This is a genomic window from Micromonospora sp. WMMD1274 (assembly GCF_049179035.1).
GTDB classification, from domain to species: Bacteria; Actinomycetota; Actinomycetes; order Mycobacteriales; family Micromonosporaceae; genus Micromonospora; species Micromonospora tulbaghiae.
Genome location: NZ_JBMHMG010000001.1, coordinates 4,195,008 through 4,221,735 on the forward strand (window position 1 = coordinate 4,195,008; position 26,728 = coordinate 4,221,735).

General features: G+C 72.0%; 27 protein-coding genes. 9 read left to right on the top strand and 18 right to left on the bottom strand.

All coding sequences use genetic code 11. The features are described from left to right. Positions 1 to 26: 26 nt before the first annotated feature. Entirely contained in the window at positions 27 to 989 is a 963-nt protein-coding gene (locus ACN27D_RS20025) for a GNAT family N-acetyltransferase (protein WP_364807093.1), read from the top strand. Positions 990 to 1,063: 74 nt separating this feature from the next. Here ACN27D_RS20025 and ACN27D_RS20030 read toward each other — a convergent pair whose 3' ends face one another. Beyond that, positions 1,064 to 1,519 carry a gamma-glutamylcyclotransferase gene (locus ACN27D_RS20030; RefSeq protein ID WP_013284020.1) on the bottom strand — a complete coding sequence of 152 codons (456 nt, stop codon included), beginning with the start codon at positions 1,517 to 1,519 and terminating at the stop codon, positions 1,064 to 1,066. Between the two features lie 165 nt (positions 1,520 to 1,684). On the opposite strand from ACN27D_RS20030, the gene ACN27D_RS20035 reads away from it, so the two are divergent. Then, positions 1,685 to 3,088: an NAD(P)H-quinone dehydrogenase gene (locus ACN27D_RS20035; RefSeq protein ID WP_421499705.1), complete on the top strand. Its 1,404-nt coding sequence runs from the start codon at positions 1,685 to 1,687 to the stop codon at positions 3,086 to 3,088. A 26-nt stretch (positions 3,089 to 3,114) separates the two neighbouring features. Here the strand turns inward: ACN27D_RS20035 and ACN27D_RS20040 are convergent, their stop codons facing one another. The 4 genes from ACN27D_RS20040 to ACN27D_RS20055 form a co-directional block, all read right to left on the bottom strand. After that, the gene (locus tag ACN27D_RS20040; protein ID WP_358169467.1) at positions 3,115 to 3,768 is read right to left on the bottom strand and encodes a DUF998 domain-containing protein; all 654 of its coding nucleotides are present in this window, start codon (positions 3,766 to 3,768) and stop codon (positions 3,115 to 3,117) included. Positions 3,769 to 3,863: 95 nt separating this feature from the next. Continuing rightward, the gene (locus ACN27D_RS20045) at positions 3,864 to 4,196 is read right to left on the bottom strand and encodes a helix-turn-helix domain-containing protein (RefSeq protein WP_121684334.1); all 333 of its coding nucleotides are present in this window, start codon (positions 4,194 to 4,196) and stop codon (positions 3,864 to 3,866) included. Further along, positions 4,193 to 4,561, bottom strand: coding sequence for a type II toxin-antitoxin system RelE/ParE family toxin (locus tag ACN27D_RS20050; RefSeq protein ID WP_120571659.1), 369 nt, complete (start codon positions 4,559 to 4,561; stop codon positions 4,193 to 4,195). Before ACN27D_RS20050 ends, ACN27D_RS20045 begins: the two co-directional genes overlap by 4 nt. A gap of 46 nt (positions 4,562 to 4,607) precedes the next feature. Continuing rightward, positions 4,608 to 5,231 carry a DedA family protein gene (locus ACN27D_RS20055; RefSeq protein WP_350814600.1) on the bottom strand — a complete coding sequence of 208 codons (624 nt, stop codon included), beginning with the start codon at positions 5,229 to 5,231 and terminating at the stop codon, positions 4,608 to 4,610. A 502-nt stretch (positions 5,232 to 5,733) separates the two neighbouring features. Here ACN27D_RS20055 and thrS point away from each other — a divergent pair. After that, entirely contained in the window at positions 5,734 to 6,951 is a 1,218-nt protein-coding gene (gene thrS / locus ACN27D_RS20060) for a threonine--tRNA ligase (RefSeq protein ID WP_421499706.1), read from the top strand. Positions 6,952 to 7,021: 70 nt separating this feature from the next. Here the strand turns inward: thrS and ACN27D_RS20065 are convergent, their stop codons facing one another. The 4 genes from ACN27D_RS20065 to ACN27D_RS20080 form a co-directional block, all read right to left on the bottom strand. Continuing rightward, on the bottom strand, positions 7,022 to 9,100 hold the full coding sequence (locus tag ACN27D_RS20065) for an ABC transporter ATP-binding protein (RefSeq protein WP_421499707.1): 2,079 nt from the start codon (positions 9,098 to 9,100) through the stop codon (positions 7,022 to 7,024). After that, positions 9,097 to 10,830 carry an ABC transporter ATP-binding protein gene (locus ACN27D_RS20070; protein ID WP_421499708.1) on the bottom strand — a complete coding sequence of 578 codons (1,734 nt, stop codon included), beginning with the start codon at positions 10,828 to 10,830 and terminating at the stop codon, positions 9,097 to 9,099. Before ACN27D_RS20070 ends, ACN27D_RS20065 begins: the two co-directional genes overlap by 4 nt. Further along, the gene (locus ACN27D_RS20075; RefSeq protein ID WP_120573976.1) at positions 10,824 to 11,345 is read right to left on the bottom strand and encodes a MarR family winged helix-turn-helix transcriptional regulator; all 522 of its coding nucleotides are present in this window, start codon (positions 11,343 to 11,345) and stop codon (positions 10,824 to 10,826) included. Before ACN27D_RS20075 ends, ACN27D_RS20070 begins: the two co-directional genes overlap by 7 nt. A gap of 61 nt (positions 11,346 to 11,406) precedes the next feature. Then, the gene (locus ACN27D_RS20080) at positions 11,407 to 11,922 is read right to left on the bottom strand and encodes a MarR family winged helix-turn-helix transcriptional regulator (protein WP_358169473.1); all 516 of its coding nucleotides are present in this window, start codon (positions 11,920 to 11,922) and stop codon (positions 11,407 to 11,409) included. A gap of 54 nt (positions 11,923 to 11,976) precedes the next feature. Here ACN27D_RS20080 and ACN27D_RS20085 point away from each other — a divergent pair, with 54 nt between their 5' ends. Continuing rightward, the gene (locus ACN27D_RS20085; protein WP_350814604.1) at positions 11,977 to 13,599 is read left to right on the top strand and encodes a DHA2 family efflux MFS transporter permease subunit; all 1,623 of its coding nucleotides are present in this window, start codon (positions 11,977 to 11,979) and stop codon (positions 13,597 to 13,599) included. Positions 13,600 to 13,669: 70 nt separating this feature from the next. On the opposite strand, the gene ACN27D_RS20090 is transcribed toward ACN27D_RS20085, so the two are convergent. Beyond that, on the bottom strand, positions 13,670 to 14,113 hold the full coding sequence (locus ACN27D_RS20090; protein WP_350814605.1) for a DoxX family protein: 444 nt from the start codon (positions 14,111 to 14,113) through the stop codon (positions 13,670 to 13,672). A gap of 84 nt (positions 14,114 to 14,197) precedes the next feature. Between ACN27D_RS20090 and ACN27D_RS20095 the strand changes: the two genes are divergently transcribed. Further along, positions 14,198 to 14,737, top strand: coding sequence for a TetR/AcrR family transcriptional regulator (locus ACN27D_RS20095; RefSeq protein ID WP_350814606.1), 540 nt, complete (start codon positions 14,198 to 14,200; stop codon positions 14,735 to 14,737). A gap of 21 nt (positions 14,738 to 14,758) precedes the next feature. Here the strand turns inward: ACN27D_RS20095 and ACN27D_RS20100 are convergent, their stop codons facing one another. Beyond that, on the bottom strand, positions 14,759 to 16,198 hold the full coding sequence (locus tag ACN27D_RS20100) for a GuaB1 family IMP dehydrogenase-related protein (RefSeq protein ID WP_252453163.1): 1,440 nt from the start codon (positions 16,196 to 16,198) through the stop codon (positions 14,759 to 14,761). 70 nt (positions 16,199 to 16,268) lie between these two features. Next, the gene (locus ACN27D_RS20105) at positions 16,269 to 18,020 is read right to left on the bottom strand and encodes an acetyl/propionyl/methylcrotonyl-CoA carboxylase subunit alpha (RefSeq protein WP_350814608.1); all 1,752 of its coding nucleotides are present in this window, start codon (positions 18,018 to 18,020) and stop codon (positions 16,269 to 16,271) included. Positions 18,021 to 18,152: 132 nt separating this feature from the next. Here ACN27D_RS20105 and ACN27D_RS20110 point away from each other — a divergent pair, with 132 nt between their 5' ends. From ACN27D_RS20110 to ACN27D_RS20125, 4 genes are all read left to right on the top strand, one after another. Further along, on the top strand, positions 18,153 to 18,743 hold the full coding sequence (locus tag ACN27D_RS20110) for a PadR family transcriptional regulator (protein ID WP_120571651.1): 591 nt from the start codon (positions 18,153 to 18,155) through the stop codon (positions 18,741 to 18,743). Between the two features lie 127 nt (positions 18,744 to 18,870). Continuing rightward, entirely contained in the window at positions 18,871 to 19,830 is a 960-nt protein-coding gene (locus ACN27D_RS20115; RefSeq protein ID WP_421499709.1) for an ATP-binding cassette domain-containing protein, read from the top strand. Between the two features lie 17 nt (positions 19,831 to 19,847). Beyond that, a complete protein-coding gene (locus tag ACN27D_RS20120; protein WP_013284036.1) occupies positions 19,848 to 20,603 on the top strand; it encodes an ABC transporter permease in 756 nt (251 codons plus the stop codon). Positions 20,604 to 20,665: 62 nt separating this feature from the next. After that, entirely contained in the window at positions 20,666 to 22,078 is a 1,413-nt protein-coding gene (locus tag ACN27D_RS20125; protein WP_421499710.1) for an MFS transporter, read from the top strand. 77 nt (positions 22,079 to 22,155) lie between these two features. On the opposite strand, the gene ACN27D_RS20130 is transcribed toward ACN27D_RS20125, so the two are convergent. The 6 genes from ACN27D_RS20130 to ACN27D_RS20155 form a co-directional block, all read right to left on the bottom strand. Next, positions 22,156 to 22,809, bottom strand: coding sequence for an O-methyltransferase (locus ACN27D_RS20130; protein ID WP_121684328.1), 654 nt, complete (start codon positions 22,807 to 22,809; stop codon positions 22,156 to 22,158). A gap of 9 nt (positions 22,810 to 22,818) precedes the next feature. Continuing rightward, positions 22,819 to 23,475, bottom strand: coding sequence for a Maf family protein (locus ACN27D_RS20135; RefSeq protein WP_421499711.1), 657 nt, complete (start codon positions 23,473 to 23,475; stop codon positions 22,819 to 22,821). 10 nt (positions 23,476 to 23,485) lie between these two features. Continuing rightward, positions 23,486 to 24,598 (bottom strand): type VII secretion-associated serine protease mycosin, encoded by a 1,113-nt coding sequence (gene mycP / locus ACN27D_RS20140; RefSeq protein ID WP_421499712.1) that lies wholly within the window; start codon positions 24,596 to 24,598, stop codon positions 23,486 to 23,488. Continuing rightward, positions 24,598 to 25,962 (bottom strand): hypothetical protein, encoded by a 1,365-nt coding sequence (locus ACN27D_RS20145; protein WP_421499713.1) that lies wholly within the window; start codon positions 25,960 to 25,962, stop codon positions 24,598 to 24,600. The genes mycP and ACN27D_RS20145 overlap by 1 nt, the downstream gene beginning before the upstream one ends. Next, a complete protein-coding gene (locus tag ACN27D_RS20150) occupies positions 25,959 to 26,411 on the bottom strand; it encodes a hypothetical protein (RefSeq protein WP_121684324.1) in 453 nt (150 codons plus the stop codon). Before ACN27D_RS20150 ends, ACN27D_RS20145 begins: the two co-directional genes overlap by 4 nt. Before the next feature lie 101 nt (positions 26,412 to 26,512). Then, positions 26,513 to 26,725, bottom strand: coding sequence for an acyl-CoA carboxylase subunit epsilon (locus tag ACN27D_RS20155; RefSeq protein WP_358169485.1), 213 nt, complete (start codon positions 26,723 to 26,725; stop codon positions 26,513 to 26,515). Positions 26,726 to 26,728 lie beyond the last annotated feature (3 nt).

Below are 26,728 nucleotides of genomic sequence, written 5' to 3' on the forward strand. Positions count from 1 at the left end.
CCGGTCCGGCTGCCAGGATCTGGCCCGTGACGCTCCCCGCCGGCTGGTCGGCCCGCCGCCCGACCCTCGACGACGTGCCCGCGATCCTGGCGGTGGTGCACGCCGCCGACACGTTCGCCGTGGGCTATCCCGACTTCGACGACGAGGACGTGCGGTCCGCGCTGACCGCGCCCCACGTCGACCCGGCCCGGGACTCCTGGCTGGTCACCGACCCGGACGGTACGGCGGTCGCCTGGTCGATCCTGGCCAACCCGAGCGGGGTGGGCCGGGAGTGGGTGGACGTCCTCGTCGACCCCGACCGCGGCGCCGACCTGCGCGCGCCGCTGCTGGCCCGGCTGCTGGAGCGGGTCGCCGAACGGGCCGCCGAGCGCGGCCTGCCCGCGCTGACCGCCCGCACCGGCGTGTACGCGCCGGAGACCCGCTGGGCCGGTGAGCTGACCGAGGCCGGGTTCACCCGGATCAAGCGCTACATCCGGATGAGCCGTTCGCTCGCCGGCCTGCCCGCCGAGCCGGCGCCCCCGCCCGGGGTGACCGTCCGGCCGCTGCGCGCCGACGACGAGAGCGACATGCGACTGTTCCACCGGATCTACGACACCGCGTTCCGGGACACCCCCGACCACGACCCGCTCGACTTCGAGCAGTGGCGGAACCTGCTGCCGTCGTACGGGAAGGTCTGGGACGAGTGGTTCCTGGCCGAGGTCGACGGCGAGCCGGCCGGCGCGCTCCAGTCCTCCGACCAGGCACTCGACCAGGACCTGGGGTGGGTGCGGACGCTGTCGGTGCTGCCCGCGTACCGGCGTCGCGGGGTGGGCGCGGCGCTGCTGCGCCGGGCCTTCGCGGTCTACGCGGCGAAGGGCCGCGCCGGGGCCGGGCTCGGCGTCGACCTGGCCAACCCGACCGCGCCGGTCACGCTCTACCGCTCCGTCGGGCTGGTGGAGGAGCGCTGGACCGACATGTACGAGCGGAGTGTGCCCGCCTCGCGGGTGTGACCCGGCACCCCCGTAGCGGGGTCGACGAGCGACCGGCAGGCCGCGCGGCGCACACTGTGGGTGTGGGAGACGCGCTACGCGGACGCGGTGCCGGTGGGGCGGGACCGCAGCTCGGTGACGTAGTCGTCCGGCGCGCCCGCCTTCTCCGCGGCGTTGGCGATCTCCGAGAGGTACCAGGCTGTGGGCAGCCCGCCCTCGTACCCGTCGAACACGTAGACCCACGCGGTCACGTCGCCGTCGAGCGTCGAGACGCGGACGGTCAGCCTGCGGTACGTCTCGGCGGTCACGCCCTCGATCTCGTCGAGCTGCGCGGCGTCGTACGGGTGGATGTCGTAGAGCGCCACGAACACCCGGTCACCGGGGGACTCGACAACGGTGCTGACCGAGCCCTCCCACCCGATGACGTCCTCGCCGGCGAAGGTGAGCCGCCACCCCTCAAGCCAGCCGGTGCCCACCATCGGCGAATGCGGGCAGTAGGCGCGCATGCGGGCGGGGTCCAGGTTCGAGCCGTAAGCAGCGTAGAGACGCACGGCGACGACGATAGCCCGGCTGGCGGGTGGGGGAGAATACGACAGTGCGTGTCGAACCCGACGGGGAGAAGAAAGTCACTGTGAGCACAGACGAGGGGCGACTGCTGTGAGCGCGAGGAGTGCAGCGGAGCGGAGCCCCGCAGTCGCGAGCGAAGGGATGGCTCTGTGAGCCAGATCGTGATCATCGGCGGCGGGCCGGCCGGGTACGAGGCGGCTCTGGTCGCCGCGCAGTTGGACGCCGATGTCACAGTGGTCGAGGCGGAGGGTGCCGGCGGCGCCTGCGTGCTCTCCGACTGCGTGCCCTCCAAGACGTTCATCGCCAGCTCCGAGGTGGTCACCGGCTACCGGGACACCGAGGAGTTCGGGGTGCACTCCGACGGCCTGGAGGCGGTCACCGTCGACGCCCGGGCGGTGCACGAGCGGGTCAAGCGGCTCGCGCTGGCCCAGTCCGCCGACATCCACACCAAGCTGGTCAAGGCCGGGGTCGAGTTCGTCGCCGGCACGGCACGGCTCGGCGAGGACACGCTCGGCCACACCCACCGGGTGATCGTCACCCCGGCCGGCGGCGGCGAGGAATACTCGATCGCCGCGTCGACGGTGCTCGTGGCGACCGGCGCGACCCCCCGCCAGTTGCCCACCGCCGTACCGGACGGTGAGCGCATCCTGACCTGGCGTCAGGTGTACGACCTGCCCGACCTGCCCGAGCACCTGATCGTGGTCGGCTCCGGCGTGACCGGCGCCGAGTTCGCCAGCGCGTACCTGGCCATGGGCGTCAAGGTCACGCTCGTGTCCAGCCGCGACCGGGTCATGCCGCACGAGGACGCCGACGCCGCGATGGCGATCGAGCGGGTGTTCCGCAACCGGGGCATGAGCATCCTGAACAACTCCCGCGCCGAGGCGGTCCGCCGCGTCGGTGACGGCGTCGAGGTGGTGCTCTCCGACGGCCGGCAGGTGACCGGATCGCACGCGCTGATCGCGGTCGGCTCGATCCCGAACACCGCCGACCTGGGCCTGGCCGAGTACGGCGTGGAGCTGGCCCGGGGCGGTTACGTCACCGTCGACCGGGTCTCCCGTACCAACGTGCCGGGCATCTACGCGGCGGGCGACTGCACCGGCGTGCTGCCGCTCGCGAGCGTCGCGGCCATGCAGGGCCGGATCGCCATGTGGCACGCGCTGGGTGAGGCGGTGCGGCCGCTGCGGCTGCGTACCGTCGCGGCGAACGTCTTCACCGACCCGGAGCTGGCCACCGTCGGCGTCTCCCAGGACGAGGTGGACGCCGGCAAGACCCCGGCACGCCAGGTGATGCTGCCGCTGTCCGGCAACGCCCGGGCGAAGATGGACGACCTGGCCGACGGTTTCGTCAAGCTGTTCTGCCGGCCGGCGAGCGGCCAGGTGATCGGCGGTGTGGTGGTGGCGCCGAAGGCGAGCGAGCTGATCCTGCCGATCACGATGGCGGTGGAGAACAACCTCACCGTCAACGAGCTGGCCCACACCATCACCATCTACCCGAGCCTGTCCGGCTCCATCACCGAGGCCGCCCGCCAGCTCATGCTCCACGAGCTGGAGTAGTCCGGTCCCGCACCTTCTTTCGTCGATCATGGAGTTGCGGCCCCCGATCCGACCGGAATGCCCGGTCTGTGCGGGGCCACAACTGCATGATCGACGACCCTGGTCAGGGTGAGGTGCAGGGCCAGGGTGGCCAGCAGGGCCGTCTCGGTCAGGATGAGCAGGCGCTCGATCAGGCCCAGCAGGGCCCGGTCGCCGGGGTAGGCGGACCAGATCATCGCGGCCGCCAGCACCAGGCTGGCCAGGGTCAGTCCGCGCAGCCAGGCGGCGGCTCCGGCGACCGGGTGCCGGGCGAGCAGCCAGCCGGCCACCGGCAGGGCCAGGAACGACAGCACCGAGGCGTACCGGTGCACGTACGCGGCGGTGTCCATGGGCGTACCCGGCTCGTTCGTGGGCACCACGGCGGCGGCCAGCAACCCGGCCGACCAGGCGGTCAGCAGCGCGAGCGGCACCCGGCCCGCACCGGCCCGGCGCAGCGCCGGCAGGAGCACGACACTGGCCGCCGCGAGCACCGCCATCGCGGTGTCGATGACGCCGCCCCGATCGGATACGGCGAAGTCGCTGACGGTCAGCGACCAGGGATCCAGATCGTCGCTCACCTCCAGGTGACCGATCATCGCGAGCACCGCCGCCAGGACGATCCCGCCGAGGGCCAACAGGCCGCTGCTCCGCGTTCCAGGCATACGGCCAGCCTGTCGCCGGAACCGCCCCAGACGGATCCGGGACCACCACCCACTTCGCTACCCGGGTCGTCCCCTACCGGACCCCCGAGAACGCGTCAGGCCACGTCCAGGCGGATGTTCCCGATTCGGGCGACCACATCGAGGTGGCCGCCCAGGCCGGTTACGTAGGCGCGCAGGATGTCCAGGTTGACACTCTCGCCGTTTTCGATCTGGCTGATCCGTGCCTGAGACAAACCGGCCGCTTCCGCCAGCTGGGCCTGGGTCATGCCCAGCTGCTTGCGGATCTCCGCCAGCTGCGCGCCGCTGACCGAAGCCAGCATCTGCTCTCGGATTTGCCCCCGCCTGGCCACACGCTCGCTGTCGTCCCACGAGGGATCGATACTTCGGGCTTTCGCCTTGACGTCGCGCCAGTTCGCCCCACCACTCATGGCTGTTCTTCCTTCAAGTTGATCAGGTGCTCCTGGAACCGCTCGTCCGCCAATGGAATGGCGAGCCGGTACCAACTCTGCCACTGCCCCGCCTTGTCCCCGGCCACCAGGAAGATGGCTTCACGGGAGGGGTCGAACGCGAAGATCATCCGAACCTCTGAGGCGCCGCTCGAACCTGGTCGTAGCTCTTTCATGTGGTGATACGCGCTGCCCTTGAGTCGGTCCACCAGTGGCCGGCCCAGGGCGGGGCCGTGCTCCGCCAGTAGGTCGAGTGCCTCGCTGACGAGGTCAGCGGTGCTCGGTTCACTCGCGCACAGGTCCAGGAACCAGCGCTCGACCTCGGGATGAAGCCTGATCTCCCACACCTGGTCAATATAAACGGAACTTATAAGCGCGCGGGTCAACTCCGCGTCAGTTGCCGGTCGAGTCGGCGGTGGCCTCGGCGCGGGTCTGCCGGGTGCTGCTGATCCAGGTCATCGCCCACCCGGCCAGCGCGAACCCGGCCGCGGCCACGCCGCCGATCAACAGCAGCCGCCACGCCGAGTGGGTCAGCGCCGTACCGCCCAGGTGGCCGACGAGCGTGCCGTAACTGGACCAGGCGAGCGCCGCCGCCGCCTCGTAGGGCAGGAACAGCCGGTACGGGTAGCGGCTGCGTCCGGCCGAGAAGCACGCCGCCATCCGGCCACCGGGCACGAAACGGCAGAGCAGGATCACCAGCGGCCCCGGTTCGCGCAGCCCACGGGTGACGCGAGTGACCGCCCGGCGCGCCCGTCCGGGTGGCGTGGCGCGTGCCGCGCGGCGGGTCGGCGTGCTGCGGCCGATCAGGTAGCAGGCCAGGTCACCGATGAAGACTCCGGCCGCGCCGACCGCGATGGTCAGCGGCAGGCTGAGCCCGCCGTACACGGTCAGCGCCCCGCTGGTGATCATCACGAGCTGGGTCGGCACCACCGGGACGAAGGCGTCGGCGATCAGCAGGATCAGCAGCAGCGCGTACGCCCACATGGGCGACGCGACGTCAGAGATGAGTTCGGCCACGATCGCCACCTCGCCGGGGTTCTCCGTTCGACCGGATCGAGCCTGACGCCGTGTCCGGCGTCACCACCACCGGCCCCACCGCACGGTGACAGCCGACACCGGCAGGCCGTAGATGGGAAACGAGGTGACCTGCCCGCGAGTGACGGGTCACCGGTGCACACGCCCCGGGGCGGGGCGGCGCATCGTCGATTCCCGGCGTACCGTTGGTCGGACGCGGCACCGGAGTCGTCGGGTCCCCCGTTCCTGACGACCGGGCCGCCGCGGGTCGCCGGCAGGTCCCGTGCCGGCGACCCGCACCCACTCTCCGAAACTCAGGTGCGCCGTCGATGTCCGCGTGCCTATCGTTCGGGCATGCGCAGCGCGGTAGTGACCACGACGCCGGGTGTTCCCGGCGCGCCGCACTGACGTTTCCGTCGACGAGGCCCCGGGGCGATCCGCTCCGGGGCCTCGCGGCGTTCCGGGCCTGCTCGCCTCCGGGTCGTACCCGATCAAGGAGAGCGACATGATCGACCACCGCAGGCTCGGCCGGGACCTGGAGCTGTTCGTCTCCGACCCGCTCGCGGGCGCCGGGCTGCCGATCTGGCTGCCGGCCGGCGCCGCCGCCCGGCACGCCGTCGAGGAGTACGTCCGGGAGTTGGAGCGCCGGGCCGGCTACCAGCACGTCTACTCGCCGCCGCTCGGTAAGCGGGAGCTGTTCGAGCTGTCCGGGCATCTGGGCTACTTCGCCGACGACATGTTCCCGCCGATGCGGCTGAGCGCCGACGACGAGTTCGTGCTGCGCCCGGCGCTCTGCCCGCACCACGCGCTGGTGTTCCGCGCCCGCGGCCGCTCCTACCGGGAACTGCCGCTGCGGGTCGCCGAGCTTGGGGGCATGTACCGGGCGGAGCGTTCCGGGGTGCTCGGCGGGCTGTCCCGGGTGCGCGCCATCTCGCTCAACGACGCGCACAACTTCTGCGCCCTGGAGCAGGTCGGCGACGAGGTCCGCGAGATCCTGCGGCTGATCGGCGAGGCGCACGCCGCGCTCGGCGTCCGTCCCGCCGGGTTGCGGTTGTCGCTGCGCGGGCCGGACCAGCGGTACGTGGGCGACGACGCCGGCTGGGCGCGGGCCGAGGAACTGCTCCGCGCCGCGCTCGACGGGGTGGACGTCGTCGAGGCGCCGGGTGAGGCCGCGTTCTACGGCCCGAAGATCGACATTCAGATCGTGGACGCGGCCGGCCGGGAGTCGACCATCTCCACCGTCCAGCTCGACTTCGACAAGCCGGAGCGGTTCGACCTGTCGTACACCGACTCGGACGGCCGCCGGAAACGGCCGGTGATGGTGCACCGCAGCCTGGTCGGCAGCATGGAGCGGCTGTTCGCGTACCTGATCGAGGTGCACGAGGGCGCCTTCCCCGCCTGGTACGCCCCGGTGCAGTTGCTGCTGCTCCCGGTGGACGCGGCGCAGGCCGACGCGGCCGTCGGGCTGGCCCGCCGGTCCGAGGCGGCCGGGCTGCGGGCCGAGGTGGACCACGCCGGTTCGCTCGGTGCCCGGATCCGGGACGCGTCCCGCCGCCGCGTCCCGTACACCGGGGTGGTCGGCCCCCGGGAGGCGGCCGACGGGTCGGTCTCGCTGCGCCTGCGCGACGGCCGGGTGCTCGACCCGATGTCCGCCGAGCAGGCGCTGGGCCTGGTCGGCGCGGTGGTCGCGAGCCGGTCGGCGGGGCTGCTCCCGCCGGCCTGACCCCGGCCCGTCCGGGTGCCGGGAAGGCACCCGGACGGCGGCCGGTGCCGGACCTGTGGCCGGGTCCATCTCAGTTCCCGACCGGCGTGCCGGCGCCGGCACGCATTCCCGGCGGGCCGGCCGGGGCGGGTGCCGGCACCTCGTCGGAGATCACCGCGCCGCTGAACTGCGCCCGGTAGAGCCGGGCGTACGCGCCACCGGCGGCGACGAGCTGGTCGTGGGTGCCCTGCTCGACGATCCGGCCCTGCTCCATCATCAGGATCAAATCGGCGTCGCGGATGGTGGACAGCCGGTGCGCGATGACGAAGCTCGTCCGGTCCGAGCGCAGCGCCGCCATGGCGCGCTGGAGCAGCACCTCGGTCCGGGTGTCCACCGAGCTGGTCGCCTCGTCCAGGATCAGCAGCGACGGCTCGGCCAGGAACGCCCGGGCGATGGTGATGAGCTGCTTCTCCCCGGCGCTGACGTTGCTGCCCTCCTCGTCGATCACCGTGTCGTAGCCGTCCGGGAGGCTGCGGACGAACCGGTCCACGAAGGTCGCCCGGGCGGCGGCGAGGATCTCGTCCTCGGTGGCGTCCGGCCGGCCGTAGGCGATGTTGTCCCGGATGGTCCCGCCGAACAGCCAGGTGTCCTGGAGCACCATGCCGATCCGGCCGCGCAGGTCGTCGCGGCGCATCGTGGAGATGTCCACCCCGTCCAGCGTGATCCGCCCGGCGTCCAGTTCGTAGAACCGCATGACCAGGTTGACCAGCGTGGTCTTGCCGGCGCCGGTGGGGCCGACGATGGCGACCGTGTGACCCGGCTCGGCGACCAGCGACAGGTCGTCGATGAGCGGCTTCTCCGGGTCGTACCGGAAGGAGACGTGCTCGAACTCGACGCGCCCGTGCGGGTCGGCGACCCGGGCCGGCTCGGCCGGGTCCGGGCTCTGCTCGCCGGCGTCGAGCACCGCGAAGACGCGCTCGGCCGAGGCCACGCCGGACTGCAGCAGGTTGGCCATCGACGCGACCTGGGTGAGCGGCTGGGTGAACTGCCGCGAGTACTGGATGAACGCCTGCACGTCACCGAGGCTCATCGAGCCCGACGCCACCCGCAGACCGCCGACCACGGCGATCGCGACGTAGCTGAGGTTCCCGATGAAGAACATCGCCGGCATGATCAGCCCGGAGACGAACTGCGCGCCGAAGCCGGCCCGGAACAGCTCCTCGTTCTTGGCGTGGAAGGCGGCCTCGACCTCCTTCTGCCGGCCGAAGACCTTGACCAGCTCGTGCCCGGTGTACGCCTCCTCGATCTGGCCGTTCAGCTCGCCGGTGTGCTTCCACTGGGCGATGAACTTGCCCTGGGACCGCTTGGCGATCTGGCCGGTGACCACCACCGACAGCGGCACCGCGACGAGCGCGACGACAGCCAGCAACGGCGAGATCCAGAACATCATCGCGAGTACGCCGACGACGGTGAGCAGCGACGTGAGCAACTGGCTCAGCGTCTGCTGGAGCGTCTGCGACACGTTGTCGATGTCGTTGGTGACCCGGCTGAGCAGCTCACCGCGGGGCTGCTTGTCGAAGTAGGGCAGCGGCAGCCGGTTGAGCTTGTCCTCCACGTCGGCGCGCAGCGTCAGCACGGTGCGCTGCACCACGCCGTTGAGCACCCAGCCCTGCGCCCACTGGAGCATGCTCGCGCCGACGTAGAGCACGACGGCGAACGCCAGCACCCGGCCCAGCGCGTCGAAGTCGATGCCGGCGCCCGGGATCACGTCCATCCGGGCCAGCATGTCGGCGAAGTTGCCGTTGCCCTCGGCGCGGGCCGCCTCCGCCGCCGCCTCGGTGGTGGTGCCGGGTGGCAGCTGCCGCCCGATCACCCCGCTGAAGATGATGTCGGTGGCGTGGCCGAGCACCTTCGGCCCGATCACGCTGAGCCCGACGCTGGCCAGGGCCAGCGCGAGCACGCCGGTGAGCTGGAGCCGGTACGGCCGCAGCCGCCCCAGCAGCCGGCGTGCCGACGGCCCGAAGTTCATCGCCTTCTCGGCCGGCATGCCCATGCTCATGTGCGGCGGGCCGCCGCCGGGACGCCGCCCGGCCGGAGGCAGCCGCGTCGGCTCGTTCTTCTGCTGCGGAACCGGTGGCGTCCCGCCGTTCCCCCCGGTCGGCGCGCTCACGCGGCCACCTCCGCCGTCTGCTGCGACGCGACGATCTCGGCGTACGTGGGGCAGCTCTCCAGCAGTTCCTCATGTCGTCCCATCCCGACGACACCCCCGTCCTCGAGCACGATGATCTGGTCGGCGTCGACGATCGTGGAGACCCGCTGGGCCACGATCACCACCGCCGCGTCCGCGGTGACCGGCTTGAGGGCGGCCCGCAGCCGGGCGTCCGTGCCGAGGTCGAGCGCGGAGAAGGAGTCGTCGAAGAGGTAGATCTCCGGTTTGCGGACGAGCGCGCGGGCGATGGCCAGGCGTTGCCGCTGGCCTCCGGAGACGTTCGTGCCGCCCTGCGCGATCGGCGCCTCCAGCCCGCCCGGCATCTCGGCGACGAAGTCGCGCGCCTGGGCGATCTCCAGCGCGGCCCACAGGTCGGCGTCGGTGGCGTCCGGGTTGCCGTAGCGCAGGTTGCTGGCGACCGTGCCGGTGAACAGGTACGGCCGCTGGGGCACCAGCCCGATCCGCCGCCACAGTTCGTCCGGGGCCAGGTCCCGTACGTCCACGCCGTCCACCAGGACCGCGCCGGCGGTCGGGTCGACGAGCCGGGGGATGAGCGTCAACAGCGTGGTCTTGCCGGCGCCGGTGGAGCCGATGATCGCTGTGGTCCGGCCCGGCTCGGCGCGGAACGAGATGTCGTGCAGTACCGGGGCGCTCGCGCCCGGGTACTGGAATCCGGCACCGCGCAACTCCAGCTCGCCCCGGCCGGTGACCTCGCTGACCGGGTCGGCCGCCGGCACCACCGACGAGTCGGTGTCCAGCACCTCCTCGATGCGCTCGGCGCAGACCGCCGCCCGGGGCACCATCATCAGCATGAAGGTGGCCATCATGACCGCCATCAGGATCTGCATGAGGTACTGCAGGAACGCGGTGAGCGCGCCGACCTGGATCTGACCGGAGTCGACCCGTGCCGCGCCGAACCAGAGCACCGCGACGCTGGAGACGTTCAGCACCAGCATCACGATCGGGAAGATCAGCGCCTGGAGCCGCCCGATCCGCAGCGCGGTGGTGGTCAGGTCGGTGTTCGCGACCCGGAACCGGTCGGTCTCGTACGGCTCGCGGACGAACGCCCGGACCACCCGGATGCCGGTGATCTGCTCGCGCAGCACCCGGTTGACCGTGTCGATCCGGGTCTGCATGAGCCGGAAGCCCGGCACCATCCGGCGGATGATCAGGCCCAGCGCGACCGCGAGCACCGGCACGCAGACCAGCATCAGCCAGGAGAGCCCGACGTCCTCGCGCAGCGCCATCACCACGCCACCGACGCTCATGATCGGTGCGGCCACCAGCATGGTGCAGCTCAGCAGCACCAGCATCTGCACCTGCTGGACGTCGTTGGTGTTACGGGTGATCAGGGACGGCGCCCCGAACCGGGCGACCTCGCGGGCGGAGAAGCTGTTGACGCGCCGGAAGATCGAGCCGCGTACGTCGCGGCCGAAAGCCATCGCGGTCTTGGCGCCGAAGTAGACGGCGGCGATCGAGCAGGCGATCTGGAGCAGGCTGACCAGCAGCATCCACCCGCCCGTACGCATGATCTGGTCGGTGTCGCCGACGGCGACGCCCCGGTCGATGATGTCGGCGTTCAGGCTCGGCAGGTAGAGCGAGGCGATGGTGCCGACGAACTGGAACGCCACCACGGCGGCCAGCCATCGTCGGTACGGGCGCAGATGTGTGCGGAGCAGGCGGATCAACACGGATGGCTCCCCGTTGGCGGCTCGGTGTCGGACTCGCTGTCCCGGTTCAACCGACGGAGGTCCCCGTCGGACATGCCGGTGATGATTTCGATCAGGAACTCGCGGATCACCGCCCGCTTCGCGGGGTCGGCGTCGACCGACGTCAACGGCCGGTCGCTGTGGATCATGTCGATGATGGCGCGGGCGTGCTCGCCGCCCTTGTCGGTCAGGGTGAGCCGGACCGTGCGGCGGTCCTCCGGCGCGCGACGGCGGCTGACGAAGCCGTCGCGTTCGAGGGTGTCCACGATGCCGGTGAGCGTGGCGGGCCGGACGAAGCACAGCTCCGCCATTTCTCGGTGGCTCACGTCGCCGGAGCGGAGGAGGATCATCAGGACCCGCATGCCGGCGGACGTGAGCCCGTGGTGTTCGGCCAGGTAACGCCCCCAGTGCTGCTCGACGACGTGACCGGCGATCGAGATCAGCCGGCCGAGTGGCGCGTGGTGCAACGCGTCGGGGAAGCGGACGAGCGGGCCCATGTTCACGAGCGTCAGATTAGCTCCCGAACCATCAGGGCCCAAACTAATTCTGAGAATCTCCTCAGCCGCGGTCGGCGCGAGCCCGGGACGGCTCGTCCGGCGCGGTGGCGACGTACTCCCGCATCACCTCGGTTACCTCGCGCAGGAACGCAGTGGTGGCCTCGGCCTGCTCCGGGGTGAGCCGGGCGACCGCCCGGTCGATGCCGACGAGCATCGGGCGCAGCGCCTCCAGCACCTCGCCCACGGCGCTCTCGGTCACCTGGAGGCTGAGCCGCCGCCTGTCGTGCGGGTGCGGGGCGCGGGCGACGTGACCGGCCTGCACGAGCCGGTCAACGAGCGTGGTCGCCGAGGCGGACCGGATGCCGAGCCGGTTGCCCAGCTCGACCGGGCCCAGCGGCTCCGGGCTGGAGACCAGGTGGTCGATCGCGGCGGCGTCGGTCGCGTTGAGACCCAGGCGGCGGGCCAGCGCGGCCCGGGTGTCACCGGCGATCCGCAGGACGTCGCGCAACGCGCGGGAGGCCTCGCTGCTCGGCGGCGGGCCCGGCGCGGGCTCTCCGGTTGACGGCACCCCCTCCATGGGATAAAGCTAGCATCTCGGGTAGCTAGAAAATCTAGCTAAAGGGAGGACGTCATGCGCGGCGACGGGCGCGGACGCTGGTTCGGGCTGCTGGCCATCAGCCTCGGCGTAGCGATGATCATCGTGGACGCCACGATCGTGAACGTCGCGGTGCCGCAGATCATCCGGGACCTCGACATCACCTCCACCGACGCGCAGTGGGTGCAGGAGGCGTACACCCTGGTCTTCGCCGCGTTGCTGCTGGTCGCCGGCCGCTTCGCCGACCGGTCCGGGCGGCGGCGGATGTTCCTCGTCGGCGTCACCGTGTTCGTGGTCGCGAGCGTGCTCGCGGCGCTCGCCGGCTCCGGCGAGACGCTGATCGCCTCCCGGGTGCTCCAGGGCGTCGGCGGGGCGATGATGCTGCCCACTTCGCTCTCCCTGCTCAACGCCAACTTCACCGGCCGGGAGAAGGGCATCGCGTTCGCCGTCTGGGGCTCCACGATCGGTGGCGCGGCGGCGCTCGGGCCGCTGCTCGGCGGCTGGCTCACCACCACGTACTCCTGGCGGTGGGCCTTCGGCATCAACGTCCCGGTCAGCCTGGCCGTGATCGTGGCGACGCTCGTGCTCGTGGCCGAGTCCCGCGACGAGCGGGCCGAGCGCGGGCTGGACCTGCTCGGCGCGCTGCTCTCGGTGATCGGCATGACCGGCGTGGTCTTCGCGCTGATCGAGGGCCGCACCTACGGCTGGTGGGAGCGGGAGCGGCCGTTCAGCTTGTTCGGGCTGGACTGGACCGCCTCCATCTCGCCGGTGCCGGTGGCCGCGCTGGTCGGCCTCGTCGCGCTCGGGATCTTCCTGGCCCAGCAGGTACGCCGCAACCGGGCCGGCCGTCCGGCGCTGCTCGACCTGTCGCTGTTCGGCATCGGCTCGTTCCGCAACGGCATCCTGGCCGCCGCGATCGTCAGCCTCGGCGAGTTCGGCCTGCTGTTCGCCCTGCCGCTGTGGTTCCAGAACGTGCTCGGCTACAGCGCCTTCCGGACCGGCCTGGCGCTGCTGCCGCTGGCCGTCGGCAGCTTCCTGGCCAGCGGCATCGGCGCGCCGCTGACCCAGCGCTGGGGCGCGGCCCGGGTGGTCCAGCTCGGCGTCGCCGCCGAGCTGGTCGGCGTCGCCGGGCTCGGGTTCGTGGTCGCGCCGGACACCAGCTGGTGGGCGCCGCTGGGCTTCCTGTTCGTGTACGGCGTCGGCGTCGGCCTGGCCACCGCCCAGCTCACCGGCGTCTCCCTGTCGCAGGTGCCGGTACGCCGCAGCGGCCAGGGTTCGGGCCTGCAGAGCACCGCCCGGCAGGTCGGCTCCGCGCTCGGCATCGCGGTGCTCGGCACCGTGCTCTTCGCCGGTCTCGGCGGGCTGCTCGGCGACCGCCTCGCCGACCAGCCCGGACTCACACCCGCTCAGCGGGACCAGGTGGTGAGCGCGGTGAAGGAGAGCGCCGGTGCGGCGATCGGCGGTCTGGAGGCGGACCCGCGTACCGCCCCGATCGCCGCGGAGGCGAAGGCGGCTTTCTCCGACGCCACCCGGTACGCGGCCTTCGCGGGTGCCGGATTCCTGCTGATCGGCCTGGTCGCCTGCCTGCGCCTGCCGACGGTCCGCGCCGACGAGACCGGGGACTCCCCACCGGCCGAGACGGAGCCGGCCCGGGCCTGAGCCGGCGCCCCGCCGGCCCTCGTCCCGGCGGGCCACCGGGTCGGCCCGGGCGGCCCGGGTGGGCGGCGGGTCATCCGCCGACGGCCACCGCCAGCGCGGCGGCCACGAAGACGACCTGGAGCACGGTACGGACGCCGAGCGGGGTCACCGGGCGCCCGGCGAGCGTGAGGCGACGCCGCGCGGCGGACACGTTCGCGGGGAACATGGCGAGCATCAGCAGCACCAGCCCGGCCGCCGCCGGGCGCGCCGTGGCCGGGACCAGCAGCGCGAGCGCGCCGGCCAGTTCCAGCACGCCGGTCACGGTGACCAGCAGGTCGGGCCGGGGCAGCGACGGCGGGACCATCGCGATCAGGTCGGCCCGGCGGGACGCGAAGTGGGCCACGCCGGTCAGCACGAACATCAGCGCCAGCCCGACCCGCAGCGCGGGGTGCCACCCGTCCAGGGCGTCCACGCCGAGCAGGCCGGCGATCCGGGCCAGCGCGGTGCCGGCGAGGAGTGCGATCAGGGGTGCCATTGTCGATCCCTCCGACGAGCATCTTGTCGATGACAAGATTGCGCGACGGGTGCCATCTTGTCAATGACAAGTTAGGGTGACGGCATGGCCTCGTATCACCACGGCGACCTCCGCCGCGTCCTGCTGAGCACCGCCGCCGAGGCGATCGCCGAGTCCGGGCCGGCCGCGCTGAGCCTGCGTGAGCTGGCCCGCCGCGCCGGCGTCTCGCACGCCGCGCCCGCACACCACTTCGGCGACAAGGCCGGGCTGCTCACCGCGCTCGCCACGCAGGGCTTCGACCTGCTCGCCGACGCGCTGCGGCAGGCCGGGGACGACCTGCTCGACACCGGCGTGGCCTACGTCGGGTTCGCGGTGCGGCACCGGGCGCACTTCGACGTCATGTTCCGGCCCGAGCTGTACCGGGCCGACGACCCGGAGCTGGTCGCCGCCCGCGCGCGGTCGGGGGCACTGCTGCGCGGCGGCGTGGCCCGGCACACCGGGCGGGAGCCGGACACGGACGCGCTGGCCGCCTGGTCGATCGTGCACGGCTTCGCCACGCTCTGGCTCTCCGGCGCGCTGCCGCCCCGGGTGGGCGACGACCCGGAGGCCGCCGCCCGTACCGTGATCAGGCGGCTGTTCGACTGAGCCGGCGGGCCGGCCGGGGCGTCACCAGCTCGTCGGCAGCGGCATCCCCTCGGTGTACCCGGCGGCGCTCTGCACGCCGACGAGCGCCCGCTCGTGGAACTCCTCCAGGCTGCGCGCGCCCGCGTACGTGAACGCGCTGCGCACCCCCGAGATGATCTCGTCGATCAGGTCCTCGACGCCGGGCCGGTTCGGGTCCAGATACATCCGGGCCGAGGAGATGCCCTCCTCGAAGATCGCCTTCCGGGCCCTGTCGAACGCGCTGTCCTCGGCCGTCCGGGCGCTCACCGCACGCGACGACGCCATCCCGAAGCTCTCCTTGTAGCGCCGCCCGTCGGCGTCGGTGTAGAGGTCGCCGGGGGACTCGTAGGTGCCGGCGAACCAGGAGCCGATCATCACGTTCGAGGCACCAGCGGCCAGCGCCAGCGCCACGTCCCGCGGGTGCCGCACGCCGCCGTCGGCCCAGACGTGCCGCCCCAGCGAACGGGCCGCCGCGGCGCAGTCGAGCACCGCGGAGAACTGCGGGCGGCCCACACCGGTCATCATCCGGGTGGTGCACATCGCACCCGGACCGACGCCCACCTTCACGATGTCCGCGCCCGCGTCGACCAGGTCGCGTACGCCGTCGGCGGTCACCACGTTCCCGGCCGCCACCGGCACCGGCGGGTCGAGGCGGCGGACCGCCCGCAGCGCCTGGAGCATCCGCTCCTGGTGCCCGTGCGCGGTGTCCACGACGAGCGTGTCCACCCCCGCCTCCAGCAGCGCGGCGGCCTTGCCGGTGACGTCGCCGTTGATGCCCACGGCGGCGGCGATCCGCAGCCGTCCCCGGTCGTCCACCGCGGGCTTGTAGAGCGTGGCGCGCAGCGCGCCCTGCCGGGTCAGCACCCCCACCAGGCGGCCGTCGCCGTCCACCACCGGGGCGAGCCGCCGGCGGCCCGCCGACAGCCGGTCGAATCCGGTACGCGGGTCCGCGTCCGCCGGAACGGTGTGCAGCTCGGTCGACATCACGTGCCGGAGCTGGGCGAAGCGGTCCACCCCGACGGTGTCCGCCTCGGTCACCACGCCCATCGGTCGCCCGTCCGCGTCGACCACGACCACCGCGCCGTGTGAGCGCTTCGGCAGCAGGTGGATGGCGTCGCCGACGGTGTCGGTCGGGCCGAGCGTGATCGCCGTGTCGTGCACCAGGTGCCGCTGCTTGACCCAGCCGACCACGTTGGCGACGACCTCGATCGGGATGTCCTGCGGGATCACCGCCACCGCGCCGCGCCGGGCCACGGTCTCGGCCATCCGCCGGCCCGCGACGGCTGTCATGTTCGCCACCACCAGCGGGATCGTGGTGCCGGTCCCGTCGGTGGTGGCCAGGTCGACGTCGAGCCGGGAGCCCACCTCGGAACGGTTGGGCGCCATGAAGACGTCGTTGTAGGTCAGGTCGTGCGCGGGGACCGCGCCGTGAAGGAACCGCACCCGGCCATCATTCCCGCCCGGGCGCGGTCCCGCCGCCGGTGGTGGCTCAGACCACCCCCGGCTCGCGTCGTCAGGCGATGGTGCAGATCGCCGCACCGGCGGTGATCACCGCGCCGACCTCGGCGGCGAGCCCGCTCACCGTGCCGGCCTTGTGCGCGTGCAGCGGCTGCTCCATCTTCATCGCCTCCAGCACCACGACCAGGTCGCCCTCGGCCACCTCGTCGCCGTCGGCGACGGCGATCTTCACGATCGTGCCCTGCATGGGGGAGGTGAGCGTGTCACCGCTGACCGCGGCACCCGCCTTGCCGCCGCCACCCCGGCGGGCCGGCTTCTTCGCGGCGGGCGCGGCTGCCGCCGTACCCGCGCCCAGACCGGCGGGGAGGACGACCTCCAGCCGCTTGCCGCCCACCTCGACCACGACGGTCTCGCGCCCGGCCGGCTCGTCGGCGGCGCCCGCGCCGGCGGTGAAGGCCGGGACGGTGTTGTCCCACTCGGTCTCGATCCACCGGGTGTGCACTGTGAACGGCTCGGCGGTGAACGCCTCGTCGCGGATCACCAGGCGGTGGAAGGGCAGCGCGGTGGCCATGCCGTCGACCACCATCTCGTCGAGCGCGCGGCGGGCCCGCTCCAGCGCCTCGGTACGCGTCTCGCCGACGATGATCACCTTGGCCAGCAGCGAGTCGAAGTTGCCGCCGATCACGTCGCCGGCCGAGATGCCGGTGTCGACCCGCACGCCCGGCCCGGAGGGCAGGCGCAGCGCGGTGACTGTGCCCGGGGCGGGCAGGAAGTTGCGGCCCGGGTCCTCACCGTTGATCCGGAACTCGATGGCGTGCCCGCGCGGCGTCGGGTCCTCGGTGAAGCGCAGCTTCTCCCCGTCGGCGATGCGGAACTGCTCGCGCACCAGGTCGATTCCGGCGGTCTCCTCGGTGACCGGGTGCTCGACCTGCAGTCGCGTGTTGACCTCCAGGAACGAGATCGTGCCGTCCGCGCCGACCAGGTATTCCACGGTGCCGGCGCCGTGGTAGCCGGCCTCCCGGCAGATGGCCTTGGCGCTGTCGTGGATCTGGGCCCGCTGGGCGTCGGTGAGGAACGGCGCGGGCGCCTCCTCGACCAGCTTCTGGTGGCGGCGCTGCAACGAGCAGTCCCGGGTGCCCACCACGATCACGTTGCCGTGCTGGTCGGCCAGCACCTGCGCCTCGACGTGGCGCGGCTTGTCCAGGTAGCGCTCGACGAAGCACTCGCCCCGCCCGAACGCGGCGACCGCCTCGCGGGTGGCCGACTCGAACAGGTGCGGGATCTCCTCCATGGTGCGGGCGACCTTGAGGCCCCGCCCGCCACCGCCGAACGCGGCCTTGATGGCGACCGGCAGGCCGTGGTCGACGGCGAACGCCATCACCTCGTCCGCGTTGCCGACCGGGTCCGGCGTGCCGGGCACCAGCGGTGCGCCGGCGCGCTGCGCGATGTGCCGGGCGGTCACCTTGTCGCCCAGGTCGCGGATCGCCTGCGGGGTGGGGCCGATCCAGGTCAGCCCGGCGTCGATGACGGCCTGGGCGAAGTCGGCGTTCTCGGAGAGGAAGCCGTAGCCGGGGTGCACCGCGTCCGCGCCGGAGCGGGCCGCCACGTCGATCAGCTTGTCGATGCGCAGGTAGCTGTCGGCGGCGGTGTCGCCGCCGAGGGCGTACGCCTCGTCGGCGAGCGTGGCGTGCAGGGCGTCCCGGTCGGAGTCCGCGTAGACGGCGACGCTGGCCAGCCCGGCGTCGCGGCAGGCGCGGATGACGCGGACGGCGATCTCGCCGCGGTTGGCGATGAGAACCTTGCGCACCTTGTGGCTCCTCCCGGGAGGTCGTTGCCGGGAGTTTAGCGGCCGAGCTGCGGAGCCTAACGATCGCTCAGTGTGGGATGCCGCACTGTAGTCAAACTTGGTTATTACGCTTGTCCCGTGTCGGCAACGCGGATGATGATTCTGGGTCTGGTCAGGTGGATGCAGCCGGTGCACGGCTACGACGTGCGTCGCGAACTACTGAGCTGGAGCGCGGACAAGTGGGCCAACGTGCAGCCCGGTTCGATCTACCACGCGCTACGCAAACTCACCGACGAGGGCCTGCTCCGGACCGTCTCGGTCGAGCAGGTGGGCGCCCGCCCGGCCCGCACCACGTACGAGGTGACAGCGAAGGGGGAGGACGAGTTCGAGACGTTGCTGCGGGCGCAGTGGTGGCAGCTCCACGAGCCGCCGGACCCCTTCGTGGCGGCGTTCTCGTTCCTGCCGGCGATGCCGCGCGAGGAGGCCGCCGCGGCGCTGCGCAACCGGGCGAACCTGCTCCGGGCCGGGGTCGAATCGACGCGCGCCTCGCTGGACTCGGACTGGGTGCGCACCCGCAAGCCGGTGCACGTCGGGTGGATGTTCGAGCTGTGGCTGGCCCGCGCCGAGGCGGAGTCGGCGTGGTGCGAGCGGATCGCGGAGCGGATCGAGTCGGGAGTGTCGTACCTGCCCGATGGGATGGAGCGGGCCGAGGGCTGGTCGGGCTGGTCCGACGGATCGCGGTGACACGACATAATCAACGTTGACCAGAAGAGCTATATCGCGTTAGCCTCGGCGTGAATCGCGGGGGATTCGTGCGTCCTCGCGGACGATCGGCGGCCGCTCAGGTCCGCCCGGACGACCAGGAGCAGAAATGATCGAGACCAGGGGGTTGCGGAAGTCGTACCGCTCCCGCGCGGGTCGCGAGACGAAGACAGTGGACGCGGTCCGCGGCGTCGACCTCGACGTCGCGGCGGGGGAGATCTTCGGCTTCCTCGGGCCCAACGGCGCCGGCAAGACCACCACGCTGCGGATGCTCGCCACGCTCATCGAGTCGGACGGCGGCGAGGCCACGGTGGCCGGTGCCGACCTGCGCAAGGACCCGGCCGAGGTGCGCCGCCGGATCGGGTACGTGGCCCAGGGCGGCAGCACCTGGGACGAGTCGAGCGCCCGCGAGGAGCTGGTGCTCCAGGCCCGCCTCTACGGCATCGGCAAGGCCGACGCGCACCGCCGTGCCGAGCGCGCGCTCGAAGCGTTCCAGCTCGTCGAGTACGCCGACCGCAAGTGCAAGACCTACTCCGGCGGCCAGCGCCGGCGCGTCGAGATCGCGCTCGGCATCATCCACGAGCCGAAGATCGTCTTCCTGGACGAGCCGACCACCGGCCTCGACCCGCAGAGCCGTGCGCACATGTGGGACGAGATCCGCCGGCTGCGTACCGAGGGGATGACCGTCTTCATCACCACGCACTACCTGGACGAGGCGGACGCGCTCTGCGACCGCATCGCGATCATGGACCACGGCGAGGTGGTCGCCGAGGGCACACCGGCCGAGCTGAAGCGGGAGATCTCCGGTGAGGTGGTGATCGTCGGCCTGGACGCGCCGAGCACTCCGCGCGCCGCCGAGCTGCTCGACACCGAGGCGTACGTGAGCAAGCTGGAGACCGTCGACGAGGGCGGCCTGCGCCTCTACGTCGACGAGGGCGCCACCGCCATCCCGCAGGTGCTGCGCCGCCTCGACCACGCCGGGCTGGACCTGCGCTCGATCGAGCTGCACCGCCCCAGCCTCGACGACGTCTTCCTCACCAAGACCGGCCGCTCGCTGCGCGAGTCCTGACCCCCGGAGAAGCTGTCATGAAACTCGCCCGCGACACCTGGCTGATCTTCCAGCGCCAGACGCAACTGCTGCTGCGCAACCCGGTGTGGATCTTCGTCGGCGTCTTCCAGCCGGTGATGTACCTGCTCCTGTTCGCCCCGCTGCTCAAGCCCGCGCTGAACGCGCCCACCCAGGCCGCCGCGTACAAGATCTTCGTGCCCGGCCTGCTCGTGCTGCTGGCCATCTTCGGCGGCCTCTTCCAGGGCTTCGGCCTGATCGCCGAGCTGCGCGCCGGCGTGATCGAACGCTCCCGGGTCACCCCGGTCAGCCGGCTCGCGCTGCTGCTCGGCCGCTCGCTGCGCGACGTGGTCTCCCTGATCGCGCAGGCGATCATCATCACGCTGCTGGCGCTCGCGTTCGACCTGCGCGTGTTCATCGGCAACCTGCTCCTGGCGTACCTGATGCTCGCCCTCATCGCGCTGATGACCTCGGCCGTCTCCTACGGCATCGCGCTCAAGGTCAAGAGCGAGGACGCGCTCGCCCCGCTGATGAACACAGTCGCGCAGCCGGTGCTGCTGCTCTCCGGCATCCTGCTGCCGCTCACCTTCGCCCCCGGCTGGCTCCAGGGCGTGGCCAAGTGGAACCCGTTCTCCTGGGCGGTCGAGGGCACCCGCGCGCTGTTCAACGGCGACCTCGGCAACGACCGCGTCTGGCAGGGCCTCGGCATCATCGCGGTGCTCGCCGCCGCGGGTGTCTTCTGGGCCGCCCGCCAGTTCGCCCGCAGCGTCCGCTGAGCAGGGGAGACGTACCTCTCAGCAGGCAGGGGGCACCGGTGTCACGCGCGTAGCGTGGGCCGGTGCCCCGCCTCACCCGCGACCGGATCACCTGGCTGACCTACGCCCAGCTCGGTCTCTGGGGCTTCTTCCTCTACGGGTTCGGCCCGGTCGTCCCCCTGCTCCGCGACGAACAGGGCACCAGCGCCGCCGTCGCCGGCCTGCACAGCACCGGCATCGCCGTGGGCGCGCTCGCCGGCGGCGCGCTGTTCGCCCCGGCCGCCCGCCGCCTCGGCCGCGGCCCCGCCATCTGGCTCGGCCTCGCCGGCGTCGCCGTCGGCGTCACCGCGCTCGGCCTGCTCCGCCCGCTACCCGCCACGCTCGCCGCCGTCGCGGTCATCGCCACCTTCGGCATGATGGTCGTCAGCGGCGTGAGCGTGGTGCTCACCGCCCGGCACGGACCCGCCGCCCCCGCCGCACTCACCGAGGCCAACGCGGCCTGCGCCGGCATGGGCATCCTGGCGCCGCTGACCATCGGCGCCACCGTCGACGCCGGTCTCGGCTGGCGACCGCTGATGGCCGTCGAGGTCGGGCTGATCACGCTGGTCGCGCTCGCGGCCCTGACTTTCCGGGTACGCGGGCCGCGACGCGCCCCCGCTGACGCGGCTGCCGGCATGCCGGTCCCCGTCGCCGCCCCGACCCGGGTGCCTGCCGTCCCCGGTTCCGGGGTGGCCGAAGCCGTCGTGCCCGCTACGGCCGTCCCTGCTTCGGCCGTTCCCTCTCCCGCCGTGCCGGCTCCTGCCGTCCCCGCTTCCGTCGTTCCCGCCTCCGGTGTCGCCGAAGCCGCCGTGCCCGCTCACTCCGTCCCGGCTTCGGCCGTTCCTGCCTCCAGGGCGCCCGTTTCCTCCGACTCCGGTGTGGCGGGGCGGCTGCCGCGTGCGTACTGGATCGCCTGGGTCCTGATGTCCGTCACCGGGTCGATCGAGGTGTGCCTGTCGTTGTGGACCGCCGACGTGCTGCGGACCCACGCCGGGCTGAGCGCGGGCGGGGCGTCGGCAGCGGTAGCCGCGATCGTCTGCGGCATGTTCGCCGGCCGGATCGCCGGTGGCCGGGCCGCGTTGCGCTGGGCGCCGGTACCGCTGCTGCTCGGCGCGCTCACCGTCTCGCTGGCCGGGTTCGCGCTGTTCTGGGCCAGCACGGTCGGCTGGCTGGCGGTCACCGGGCTGGTCGTGCTCGGGCTCGGCAACGCGCTGCACTACCCGTTGGCGATCTCGATCGCGCTGGCCGTGGCCGGTCCGGCCGCCGACAAGGCGGCGGGCTGGTCCGCGTACTCGATGGGTGTGGGTTTCGGGATCGCGCCGGTGGCGCTCGGGTGGGTGGCCGACGGGGTCGGCCCGCACCCGGCGTTCCTGCTGCTGCCCGTGTTCATCGCGGTCGCGGTGCTGCTCACGGTGCGGCTGGGCCGTGCCCTGCGCGTGCCGGTCCGCGCTGCTTGATCGACTCCATTACGGCGTGGTGGCGGCTTCCGGCGATCAGGGATACCGCCACCACGGCGAGGTCGTGTCCGGCCGACTCAGAGCACCCGGGCGAGCGTGACGCCGTCGGCGATCGGCAGCATGACCGCCTCGACGCGGACGTCAGCGATCACCGCGTCGTTGAAGGCGGCGATGGCCCGGTCGTCGGCGTTGCGCGGGGCGAGCACGCGGCCGTCGCGCAGCGTGTTGTCGACGGCGATCACCGCGCCGGGACGCATGCGGGGCACCAGCTCGTCCCAGTAGATCGGGTAGCCGACCTTGTCCGCGTCGATGAACGCGAAGTCCAGGTAACGCTCGCGGGGCAGCTCGCGCAGCGTCTGGGCGGCCGGGCCGATGCGCAGCTCGATCCGGTCCTGCACACCGGCGCGCTCCCAGTAGCGCCGGGCCACGCCCGTGTACTCCTCGGAGATGTCGAAGCAGGTCAACCGCCCGCCCTCGGCCAGCCCGCGGGCGATCGCCAGCGAGGAGAGGCCGGTGAACGTGCCCACCTCGACCGCCTGCCGTACGCCGAGCAGCCGGGTCAGGAACGTCAGGAACGCGGCCTGCTCCGGCGCGACCTGCATGACCGCCTCGGCGGGCAGGGCCGCGAGGGTCTCCTCGGCCAGCTCCCGGACGATCTCGTCCGGCGCTGAGCCGTGGGCCACCAGGTAGGCGTGCAGTTCCGGGGTGAGCGGCAGCGGCTTCGTGGTCATGTCCGGACGTTAGCCGAGATGTTCGATCTCCTGGCCCCCGGGCGCGACCTTCGTCCACAGGTCGACGATGCTCAGGTCCACCTCGGCGAGCAGCCGGCGCAGCAACGGCAGGGACAGCCCCACCACCGTGCCCGGGTCGCCCTCGATCCCGGTCAGGAACGCACCGCCCAGCCCGTCGATGGTGAACGCGCCGGCCACGGCCAGCGGCTCGCCGGTCGCCACGTACGCGGCGATCTCGTCGTCGCTGATGTCGGCGAAGTGCACGGTGGTCGAGGCGACCGCCTCGGCCCGGGACTCGTGGGTCACGTCGATCAGGCAGTGCCCGGTGTGCAGGACGCCGCTGCACCCGCGCATCCGCTGCCACCGCCGGGTCGCGTCCGCCGCGTCATCAGGCTTGCCGAGGATCTCGCCGTCGAAGGCCAGCACCGAGTCGCAGCCGAGCACCAGCGTGCGCTCGTCCGGCGACGGCCGCAGCCGATCGCGTACGGCCTGCGCCTTCAGCCGGGCCAGTTCCAGGCACAGATCCTCGGCCCGATCGCTCACCACCTGCGACTCGTCCACGCCACTGACCAGCACGTCGGGCTCGATCCCGGCGGCCTGGAGCAGCTTGCGGCGGGCGGGGGACTGCGAGGCGAGCACGAGGCGCACAGGTACGGAGGTCGACACCCCGCCGACGCTACCGGCTGATCCTCGGCGGCGGGTCGTCGGCACGTCGGCGGCGCCGCCAGAACAGGTACCCGCCGCCTGCCGCCACCAGCACACCCAGGGTCGCGAGCCCGCGGACTGTGCCGGCACCGTCGCCCTCGTCCGGGGCTGCCTCCGCCGACGCCGGTGGGGTGACGTTGGAGGACTCGAAGCCGAGCGGGGGGACGTCGGCGGTGAGCGCGGCGACGAGGTCGATGACGCCGTAGCCGTACTGGTCGTCGCGGCCGGGCGGTCCCTTGTCGACGGCGGTGGCGGTCAGGCGGTGGGCGACTTCCTGGGCGGGCAGGTTGGGGTACTTGGAGCGGATGAGAGCAGCAGCCCCGGCAACGATCGCAGTCGCACTGGAAGTCCCTGTGCCCTTCGAGTACTTGCCGTCATAGCTCGTGCTGTAGATATCGACAGCAGGGGCAACTATATCGATCTCAGGTCCAGTGGCTGAGATTGAGGCGTGGATCCCGGATCTGTCGATGCCGCCCACGCCGATAACGCCGGGTTCAGACGCGGGGTAGCCGACAGTGCGATCCTCGGGCTGATTGCCGACCGCAGCAACTACGACGATCTCCGCTTCTAGCGCTGATCGAATAGCGCCCTGCAGGCGACTGGTTGCCCCTGCTACTGCCGAGATACTGATTACGTCAGCGTGGTTAGCAACCGCCCACTCCACACTCGCCGCCAGCTCGTCTGCGCTTCCCTTGCCGTTGACGAGTCGGGTGCGGATTGGCAGCAGCTTAGCCCTTGGCGCCACGCCGAGGGCGCCACTGTGGTCAGGCTGGCCGTGCGCCCCAATAAGGCCAGCCATAGAGGTGCCGTGCCCGTCGTGGTCTTGCCGACCATCTCCTTTGCTCGAAAGGTCGGTACCTGCAAGCAGGTTTTCTCTCAAGTCCGGATGAGGATCGATCCCTGTGTCCGGGACTGCAACGGTAACTCCATCGCCTTCACTAATTACGTGAGCTGCGGCTGCATTCAGGAACCTGAGGTGCCACTGGTCCTGACGAACATTTGGAGCCGTTGCTGCCGCTGGTGCAGTCAAGACGAAGCTGGCTAGGCAGGCGGATGCCAAGCGAACTATCAGGGAGAGGCTCATTATCGATCGAGGCCGATTGCGGGTCCCGGATCTGAGGGTCGGTCATCGGGCGGGCGCATGACAGGATCGACGCCCTCGGTGACTTGCCAAGGATTGTCGGGATCCCATGATTTCTCATCATCGGTTCCGGCATGAGGTTTGGCCTTGGTCGCGGGCGTATTGAAGCTCGTAGGGCTGAAAGCCGTCGAACCCGGGCCTCCTCCCAAAGGCATGGCGCCAGGACTGCCGGAAGAGGGCAGTCTTCCCGTGCCCGGTCGAGAGCCTGCACCTCCACTTGGGGCAGTTCCCGCTCCTCCTCCACCAATCACGCCGCCCACCGGGTTGACTCGTCGTCCACTCGTGCCGCCATTCGCAGGTGGCAGCCCGACTGCCGGGCCTCCACCGATGACGCCGCCAATGGGCGCCGACTTGGGCGGAGAGGGCGGCGATCCGCCCGAGAATCGTCCCGCCGGAACGTCCCCAGGCGTGGCAGGCGTCGGCGGTTTGAGGGTCGAGCCGGTGATCGGATTGATTGGCGGGGTCAAGGCTCCGCCGCCGGTAGGCCCAACGGAACCTGGGTGTGGCAATAAGCCCGGCGCGGTGCTAGGCGTTGGAGGGGCGACGCCGGTGCTGATGCCGCCCAGGAGAGGTCCCCTGTTTGCTTCGGTTGAGATTGCCGCAGGGCGAGGCGCGGGCCCTGTGCGGTGTTGAGGATTAACGGCGACGGATGTCGGCACCGGAACTACAGGGGGAATTACTGGTGCCGTAGAGGCGTAAGTGTCTGTGTCTTCAGTTTGCCGCGGAAGCTTTGGCCTAGGTGGCGGCTGGCGAAGCATTACCTGGGCGTGCTGGAGTTCGCCGCTCAATCCCGTCATCAACCCGCGCGCTCGTACGTTCAACTGCTCCAGGTCGTCGTCCGTAACCGGGGGCCGCTCCGGCAACCGGCTGCCCGCCACCGCCTTCGGGTCGGCGATCGTCGCCTCGTACGCCTGCTTCTGCCGCAGCTTCTTCGCGTACTCCTCGTGCAGCGGTTGCAGCTCGGCCCGCGCGCTGCCGATGGCGCGGGCGGCGGCTGCCAGCGCGTCGTAGTTCGCGGCTGCGGCGTCGTGGGTGCGCTGCACGCGGTCGATGAGCTGGTCGAGTTCGCCGATGTACGCCCGCGCGGCGGTGTTGGTCTCCGGTGGCCACGCCTCGGCCAGGCCGCGCCGGTATTCGCGCAGGCGGCTCAGGTGGGCCAGGGCGAGGTCGCAGACCTTGCGCCAGCCGGCGACCTGCTTCCACTGGCCGGCGGTGTCCTGGTCCTGCACGCACGCCCACATGCTGAGGACGTCCATCAGCCGCCAGTCGGTCAGCCCGGAGGTGCGTCCGCTGCCACGTTCGATCACGGCAGGATCACCCGGCTCTGTTCGGGGGCGGTGGGGTCGGCCAGTGGTGGCATCGGGCGCGCGACGGTGGCGGAGGGGCCGGCGAGCGCTCGTTCCACGTCGGCCACCCGGGCGGAGGAGAACGCGTCGGCGTCGCCGTAGCGGGCGGCGATCCGTCCGGCGGCGTCGGCGAGCCGGCCGGTGGCCGGTGCGAGATCCCAGACCGCGCTCACCGCGGCGGTCTGGGTGTCGTGGTGGGCCTGGAGGAACTGGACCAGCTCGATGAAGGCGTCGGCAGGGTTGGGCACCGGGGCCTTCATGTCGTCGGCGATGTAGGACAGGTGCGGCGAGTAGTTGCGCGTCACCTCGTCCTGGAGGCGGTCGGCGAACTCCCGCATCTGTCGGATGTCGGCCTCGATGCCGCCGTAGCCGCGCAGCCAGCCGGCTGGCTGGTTGTCCTCCGGGATCATCGGAGCCTCCTGCCCGTCACCACACGGTTTCCCTGAGTGAGGTTAATGGCTCGAAGCTGATCCCGGCAGCCCCGCCCCGTCGTCGCGAGCGGGAGGTGAGGTCAGCGGGGGAGGGCGGAGGCCCGCCACGCGCCGGGGCCCGCGACGGGCCCGGCCAGGGCGGGGCGTGCGCTGCGCGCCCACTGCGACACGGGGGCCGGCGCGGCGGCCGGGGCCGGGCGGGTGCGCACCACGATCGCGCCGACCAGAGCGGCCAGCTCCTCGGCGGTGGGCACGCCGCGGACGATCCGGAACAGCGGCTCCTCGGCAGACATGAC

Bases quoted from the DNA above. Each gene is read 5' to 3' on its own strand.
- ACN27D_RS20040 (WP_358169467.1), bottom strand. From the start codon at position 3,768: ATGCCTGGAACGCGGAGCAGCGGCCTGTTGGCCCTCGGCGGGATCGTC.
- ACN27D_RS20045 (WP_121684334.1), bottom strand. From the start codon at position 4,196: ATGAGTGGTGGGGCGAACTGGCGCGACGTCAAGGCGAAAGCCCGAAGT.
- thrS (WP_421499706.1), top strand. From the start codon at position 5,734: ATGATCGACCACCGCAGGCTCGGCCGGGACCTGGAGCTGTTCGTCTCC.
- ACN27D_RS20075 (WP_120573976.1), bottom strand. From the start codon at position 11,345: ATGGGCCCGCTCGTCCGCTTCCCCGACGCGTTGCACCACGCGCCACTC.
- ACN27D_RS20080 (WP_358169473.1), bottom strand. From the start codon at position 11,922: ATGGAGGGGGTGCCGTCAACCGGAGAGCCCGCGCCGGGCCCGCCGCCG.
- ACN27D_RS20085 (WP_350814604.1), top strand. From the start codon at position 11,977: ATGCGCGGCGACGGGCGCGGACGCTGGTTCGGGCTGCTGGCCATCAGC.
- ACN27D_RS20090 (WP_350814605.1), bottom strand. From the start codon at position 14,113: ATGGCACCCCTGATCGCACTCCTCGCCGGCACCGCGCTGGCCCGGATC.
- ACN27D_RS20095 (WP_350814606.1), top strand. From the start codon at position 14,198: ATGGCCTCGTATCACCACGGCGACCTCCGCCGCGTCCTGCTGAGCACC.
- ACN27D_RS20110 (WP_120571651.1), top strand. From the start codon at position 18,153: ATGATGATTCTGGGTCTGGTCAGGTGGATGCAGCCGGTGCACGGCTAC.
- ACN27D_RS20115 (WP_421499709.1), top strand. From the start codon at position 18,871: ATGATCGAGACCAGGGGGTTGCGGAAGTCGTACCGCTCCCGCGCGGGT.
- ACN27D_RS20120 (WP_013284036.1), top strand. From the start codon at position 19,848: ATGAAACTCGCCCGCGACACCTGGCTGATCTTCCAGCGCCAGACGCAA.
- ACN27D_RS20130 (WP_121684328.1), bottom strand. From the start codon at position 22,809: ATGACCACGAAGCCGCTGCCGCTCACCCCGGAACTGCACGCCTACCTG.
- mycP (WP_421499712.1), bottom strand. From the start codon at position 24,598: ATGAGCCTCTCCCTGATAGTTCGCTTGGCATCCGCCTGCCTAGCCAGC.
- ACN27D_RS20150 (WP_121684324.1), bottom strand. From the start codon at position 26,411: ATGATCCCGGAGGACAACCAGCCAGCCGGCTGGCTGCGCGGCTACGGC.
- ACN27D_RS20155 (WP_358169485.1), bottom strand. From the start codon at position 26,725: ATGTCTGCCGAGGAGCCGCTGTTCCGGATCGTCCGCGGCGTGCCCACC.